This is a genomic window from Sphaerisporangium rubeum (genome assembly GCF_014207705.1).
Classification (GTDB): domain Bacteria; phylum Actinomycetota; class Actinomycetes; order Streptosporangiales; family Streptosporangiaceae; genus Sphaerisporangium; species Sphaerisporangium rubeum.
The window spans coordinates 6145527-6150316 of record NZ_JACHIU010000001.1; the positions used below are offsets into that span (position 1 = coordinate 6145527).

5 protein-coding genes are annotated in these 4790 nt (G+C 68.5%); 4 read left to right on the forward strand and 1 reads right to left on the reverse strand.

The window, feature by feature from the left end; all coding sequences use genetic code 11:
- Nucleotides 1-106: 106 nt before the first annotated feature.
- Nucleotides 107-1144 carry an NsdA family TPR-like regulatory protein gene (locus tag BJ992_RS26140; RefSeq protein WP_184985415.1) on the reverse strand — a complete coding sequence of 346 codons (1038 nt, stop codon included), beginning with the start codon at nt 1142-1144 and terminating at the stop codon, nt 107-109.
- A gap of 202 nt (nt 1145-1346) precedes the next feature.
- On the opposite strand from BJ992_RS26140, the gene BJ992_RS26145 reads away from it, so the two are divergent.
- The 4 genes from BJ992_RS26145 to BJ992_RS26160 all read left to right on the forward strand — a co-directional run bounded on the left by BJ992_RS26145 (nt 1347) and on the right by BJ992_RS26160 (nt 4525).
- Nucleotides 1347-2537, forward strand: a complete 1191-nt coding sequence (locus tag BJ992_RS26145; protein ID WP_184985417.1) for a helix-turn-helix domain-containing protein — start codon at nt 1347-1349, stop codon at nt 2535-2537.
- Nucleotides 2538-2859: 322 nt separating this feature from the next.
- Entirely contained in the window at nt 2860-3147 is a 288-nt protein-coding gene (locus BJ992_RS26150; protein WP_184985419.1) for a hypothetical protein, read from the forward strand.
- Nucleotides 3144-3446, forward strand: a complete 303-nt coding sequence (locus BJ992_RS26155; RefSeq protein ID WP_184985420.1) for a hypothetical protein — start codon at nt 3144-3146, stop codon at nt 3444-3446. Before BJ992_RS26150 ends, BJ992_RS26155 begins: the two co-directional genes overlap by 4 nt.
- Before the next feature lie 251 nt (nt 3447-3697).
- Nucleotides 3698-4525 (forward strand): M55 family metallopeptidase, encoded by an 828-nt coding sequence (locus BJ992_RS26160; RefSeq protein ID WP_184985422.1) that lies wholly within the window; start codon nt 3698-3700, stop codon nt 4523-4525.
- The last annotated feature ends 265 nt before the right edge of the window (nt 4526-4790 follow it).

The window sequence follows — 4790 nt, forward strand, 5'->3', positions numbered from 1 at the left end:
CCGTTGTACCCCCGTTTCCTCCCCCGAACTCCGCCGTGCACGCATTGTGACCGACGTACCACGTAGGAAAGCCGACCCCCGAAGACGAGGTGGAGCCACGAACCGGTCAAGCCGGTCCCGGCTCTGGCGGTCCGCATAGTTCTCGGTACGCCTCGCGGAGTTCGTCCGCCTCTGGAATGTGCCGGGCTTCCACGACGGTGACGACCTCGGCCGCGCGCCAGTAGTTCGACGGCACCAGAAGGCCGCTCGTCATCGCGTTGAGGGTGAGGTGGGCCGCTTCGTCGGGCTGGTCGGTGGCCAGGAGAGCGAAAGCCAGGTCAAGGCGGGCCGCGACGGCGCGGCGGGGACGGGGTGGGCCGTCGGTGGCGGACTCCAGGCGGTCGAGGACGCCGCGCGCGTACGGTTCGGCGGCCGGGTCGCCAAGCCATGACAAGGTGGTCGCCGTGTAGGCATCGGACTTGGCGGGGTCGTAACGGTAGTGATGCTCAGGTCTGTCCGGTGTGGGGAGAGGAGCCACCAGGCGGGCCACGCGGTCGAGTGCGTCGCGTGTCTCCCTGGCGGCGCCGAGCCGGGCCCAGGCGCGGCCTTCCTGCGCGGTGGCCTGGATGTACGCGGAGCCGGTCTTCGGTGCGATTCGCTGCGCACCCTGGGACAGCTCCAGAGCACGGCGGTAGTCACCGACGGTGAGGACCTGCCACGCCTGCGTTTCCAGGCACCACGCGGCGATCTCGGGATGGTCGGCGTGCCGGGCCAGATGGGAGGCCGTACGCAGGCGCGCGTGTCCGGCGGGGAACTGGTGGAGGTCGATGTGGCAGGTCGCGGCGAGCAGCGACAACCACCCGCCGACGACGAGCAGGCGCCGGTGCTCGTCCAAGGTCTTCCGCGCGTCGAGGAGCGTGGACACGTAGCCGAGATGGCGGCCGACCCGGGTCAGCAACACGCCAGGCGGCGTACCGGGGTAGGCGACAGCCAACTCGTCCACGGCGGCCTCCAGGCGTCCGACGGTCTCACGGCCCACGTCGCTCGCCTCGGCCCGCCGCGCGAGGTCCAGCGCGTCGAACTCGTCGTCGGTGTCGCCGGCCGCGCAGCGGGAACGGCGTTCCGTCTGTAGCCGAGGGGCCGACACCGGAACGTCGTCTTCCATGAGATACCTCGCATGACGGCCGGACAGACGCACCGGAGTCTGCGTCCTGTCCTCATCGTCCACTGCTTTGTCCTCGCACAGCGTTCCGATGGGTTCACCGCAGCGAAGTTCAAGTCGATGTCCTGTGGGTTGTGGCGACTGCTGGCATGAGCGAAGGCTGCGGATCTAGCCTGGTAGCGGCGACGGGTCAGGGGGTGGGGCCATGACGGACGGGTGTGCGATCGGGGACCGGCTCAAGGCGGCTCGGCGTGATCGAGGGCTCACGCAGGAAGGGCTGGCGGAGAAGGCCGGGCTGTCCAAGGATCTGATCGCGAAGCTTGAGCAGGGACGGCGTAACTCTTGTCGCATCACGTCGCTGATGCGGTTGTCCAACGCTCTGGACATCGACCTCTCTGAGCTGGCCGGCAAACGTGAGCGACTGAGAGGCGAGAGGGACGGCGGGTCGGTGCTGGCGATCCGGGACGCGATCTTGTCGCCGTCGCTGATGAATGGGCTGGCCGGTCTCGATGACGGCGACGCGGAGGAGCCGACGGCTCTGCCTGAACTCGAACGTGCGATATCCCGCGCGTGGACGGACTACTGGGGTGGTGACTTCGGGGCTCTGGTCGCGGCTGTACCGGGGCTGATCGCGGAGGCGCGGCTCTCCCAGCGGTCCGTCGGCGCGGAAGCCGCAGGTCCTCTGGCTCAGTGCTTCCAGCTCGCGGCGTGCCTGCTGCTGCACTTCGGGAAGACGGACCTGGCGGCGATCAGTGCGGAGCGTGGCATCAATGCGGCGGCTCAGGGGGACGACCAGTGGCAGTGGGCCAGCGTTGTGTCCACCTTCGCGTGGGTGCTGATGTATCAGGGTCGGCTGAGCGAGTCGGAAAGCCTTGCCGTGGACGTGGCGGCCAGGATCGAGCCGTCGTTCTCCGCGCCTGTCCCTCATGTGGCGACATGGGGCAACCTGCTCATCTCGGCGATCGACACGGCCGCCATCGCCGGTAAGGACGTGTCCGGCTACGTGAGCCTGGCGTCCGCAGGCGCCGAGCGCATCGGTCGTGTCGTCACCGCCTACCGGACGACGTTCGGCTCCTCGAAGGTCGCGGCGAACGCCGTGCACGCGTTCACCATGCACAAGCGGCCCGGTGAGGCGCTGAAGGCCGCAAGGAAGGTCCGTACCGAGGAACTTCCGCGCATCGCCTACGGCCACCATCTGCTCGACCTCGCTCAGGCGTACACCGACATGCGGCACTTCAGCTCTGCGGAACAGCGCCTGGATCTGGCACGGAGTCTGTCCCCTGTGTGGTTCCGGCACCAGTTGGCCGCGCACTCGATCGTGGCGGACGTACGGGAACAGCAAACCCGGCCGTCAGCGACGATCCGGAGACTGGCGCGCGACATAGGGCTTGAGTAGGACGACATGTCCTAGCGTCACGATTCGGCGATTCCGTTCCGGACGATCCGTCCCAGCCGGAAGAAGTCCCGCACCAACAGCCGGACATCATGTCCGTGGAACACCCACCGAAGGCTTCATAACGTTCCGTCACAGACCCGTGACGGGATCCGTCGGCGATGAGGCGCCGCACGGTCCCCAGTCAGAAACAGGAGTTCTGACCTGTGGAGATATCGAAGCAGTGTGTCCCCTCTCCTCGGCTCCGTCGTGAATTCGACGATTCGGGGTCGCCGGTCCCCGCTCTGCTGTGCAAGTACGTTCCGTCCCAACGAGAGTCCGCCACGTGAGCCGGACAGGGGGCCGGCATGCCGAAGGTGCTCCGGTCACCGAGGTCCGATCCGTTCATTGGGACACGGCCAAACGGGCCGCGGCCGAGGAGTTGGACCGGCTGGAGCCGGGGTGGCTGGTGCTGTACGGGACGTGGAGCCGGCGGTTCTACGCGATCGCGCTCTGGGAGGCTCCGTGTCCTGTGCTGCTGGACGCGCGTACGGCTGAGGAGCTTCGCGGGCTGATGCGGCAGGCCGAGTTGGCCGGGATGGTTCCGGCGCTTCGGTGGACGGGGGTCGCGTGACCGGGCCGCCGCCGCTGCCGCATGCGGTTCTACGGCTCATCGAGATTCAGGTCGCGATGCTGGAGCGGCGATATCCGGGGTGGGAGATCACTCGGCTCATGACACGCGAGGGGGTGCCTGGGGGGTGGCTGGCCAGGAGGCGTACGGCGGTGACGCACTCGCAGAGAGTCGCCGGGGTGTTGCGGGATCTGGTTCGGGATGACGCCGTGGATCTGGTGGTCGCGCTGGAGGTGCAGGGGGAGATCGAACGGGCCATGGGATGTGTGCCTCGGCAGGCCGGCCGGGGGGACGGTCCATGAGGGGGCTCGATGGTCGGTGTGGTCAGGCGGCGGGACCTGGATCGGTGGTACGTGCGCGTGTCCGGAGGGTTTGACGTGATCAGGCTCGGCGTGGTGCTGAGCATCGTCCTGGCCGGCTGGCTGTGGGACAGTGGCGATCTGTCGCGCTGGTGGCGTCGCGGGGTCCGGTTGTGGCGTTCGTACCGGAGGCGGCGGGCCGGTCGGCGGGGGTGAGATGTTGTGTCGGGGGATACGCGTACGCTCCGGGAAGTATGAAGGTACTGATCTCGGTCGACATGGAGGGCATCTCGGGGGTCGTTCATCCCGTTGAGACGAATCCGGAGCGGTACGACTACGAGCGAGGCCGGAGGTTGATGACGGCTGAGGCCAATGCCGTGATCGCGGGGGTGCTGGACGCCGAGCCCGACGCCACGGTATGGGTCGCGGACGCGCACGGGCCGTTCAAGAACATCCTGCCGGAGGAGCTCGACCGGCGTGCGCGGCTGGTACGCGGAAAGCCCCGTCCGCTTGGGATGCTCGGAGGACTGGACGAGCAGACCGACGCTGTGTTGTTCGTCGGCTACCACGCTCGGGCCGCGTCCGGGCCTGCCGTGCTCGCGCACACCATGAGCGACGCGATCCTTGATGTGCGGGTGTGGAGCCGGTCACTCGGTGAGATCGGGATGAACGCAGCCTTGGCCGGCCATTTCGGGGTGCCGGTGGTGCTGCTCAGCGGTGATGACGTCGCGTGCGGTGAGCTGCGTGACCTCGTACCGTCGGCGGTCACCGTACCGGTCAAGCAGGCACTCGGCCAGGCCGCCGCCGTGGCCCTGCATCCTGAGGAGGCCCGCGAACGCCTGCGTCCGGCCGCGGCCGATGCCGTGCGGCGGCATGCGGAGATCGTTCCCTTCGTCGTCGGCGGGCCGGTGGATGTGGAGGTAGACCTGTACAGTCCGGTCACGGTCGACCTGGCGATGCTGGTGCCGGGGGTGTCACGCGCCGGAGGGGGTCGTACGGTCGCCTTCACGGTGGCCGACTTCGGAGAGGTCTACCGGCTTGTCCAGTTGCTTGTGCAACTCGGCACGATCAAGCCCGGGTAGGTGCGGGCCGAGAACGTGAGGCGGCGCGCTGTGCGCCGGTCGGACGTGGTGGGGGTTTGGGTGGGTTGCCGAGTTGGAGTGGGGCGACTCTGGTGGGTGGGCCAGGGACGCGCCAGCCCAGGTGGGGTTTCAAGACGAAGGGGCGAAGCCCCGGGAAACACAGCCCGAGCCGGAAGGCGCCTCGGCGCCTGGAGGTGAGGACCATGCGCTGGCGGCGAGTGGTTCGACGAGTGCCGGGGCGGCTGGGCCGCCCCGGCGGGGGACG

Bases quoted from the DNA above. Each gene is read 5' to 3' on its own strand.
- BJ992_RS26140 (WP_184985415.1), bottom strand. From the start codon at position 1,144: ATGGAAGACGACGTTCCGGTGTCGGCCCCTCGGCTACAGACGGAACGC.
- BJ992_RS26145 (WP_184985417.1), top strand. From the start codon at position 1,347: ATGACGGACGGGTGTGCGATCGGGGACCGGCTCAAGGCGGCTCGGCGT.
- BJ992_RS26160 (WP_184985422.1), top strand. From the start codon at position 3,698: ATGAAGGTACTGATCTCGGTCGACATGGAGGGCATCTCGGGGGTCGTT.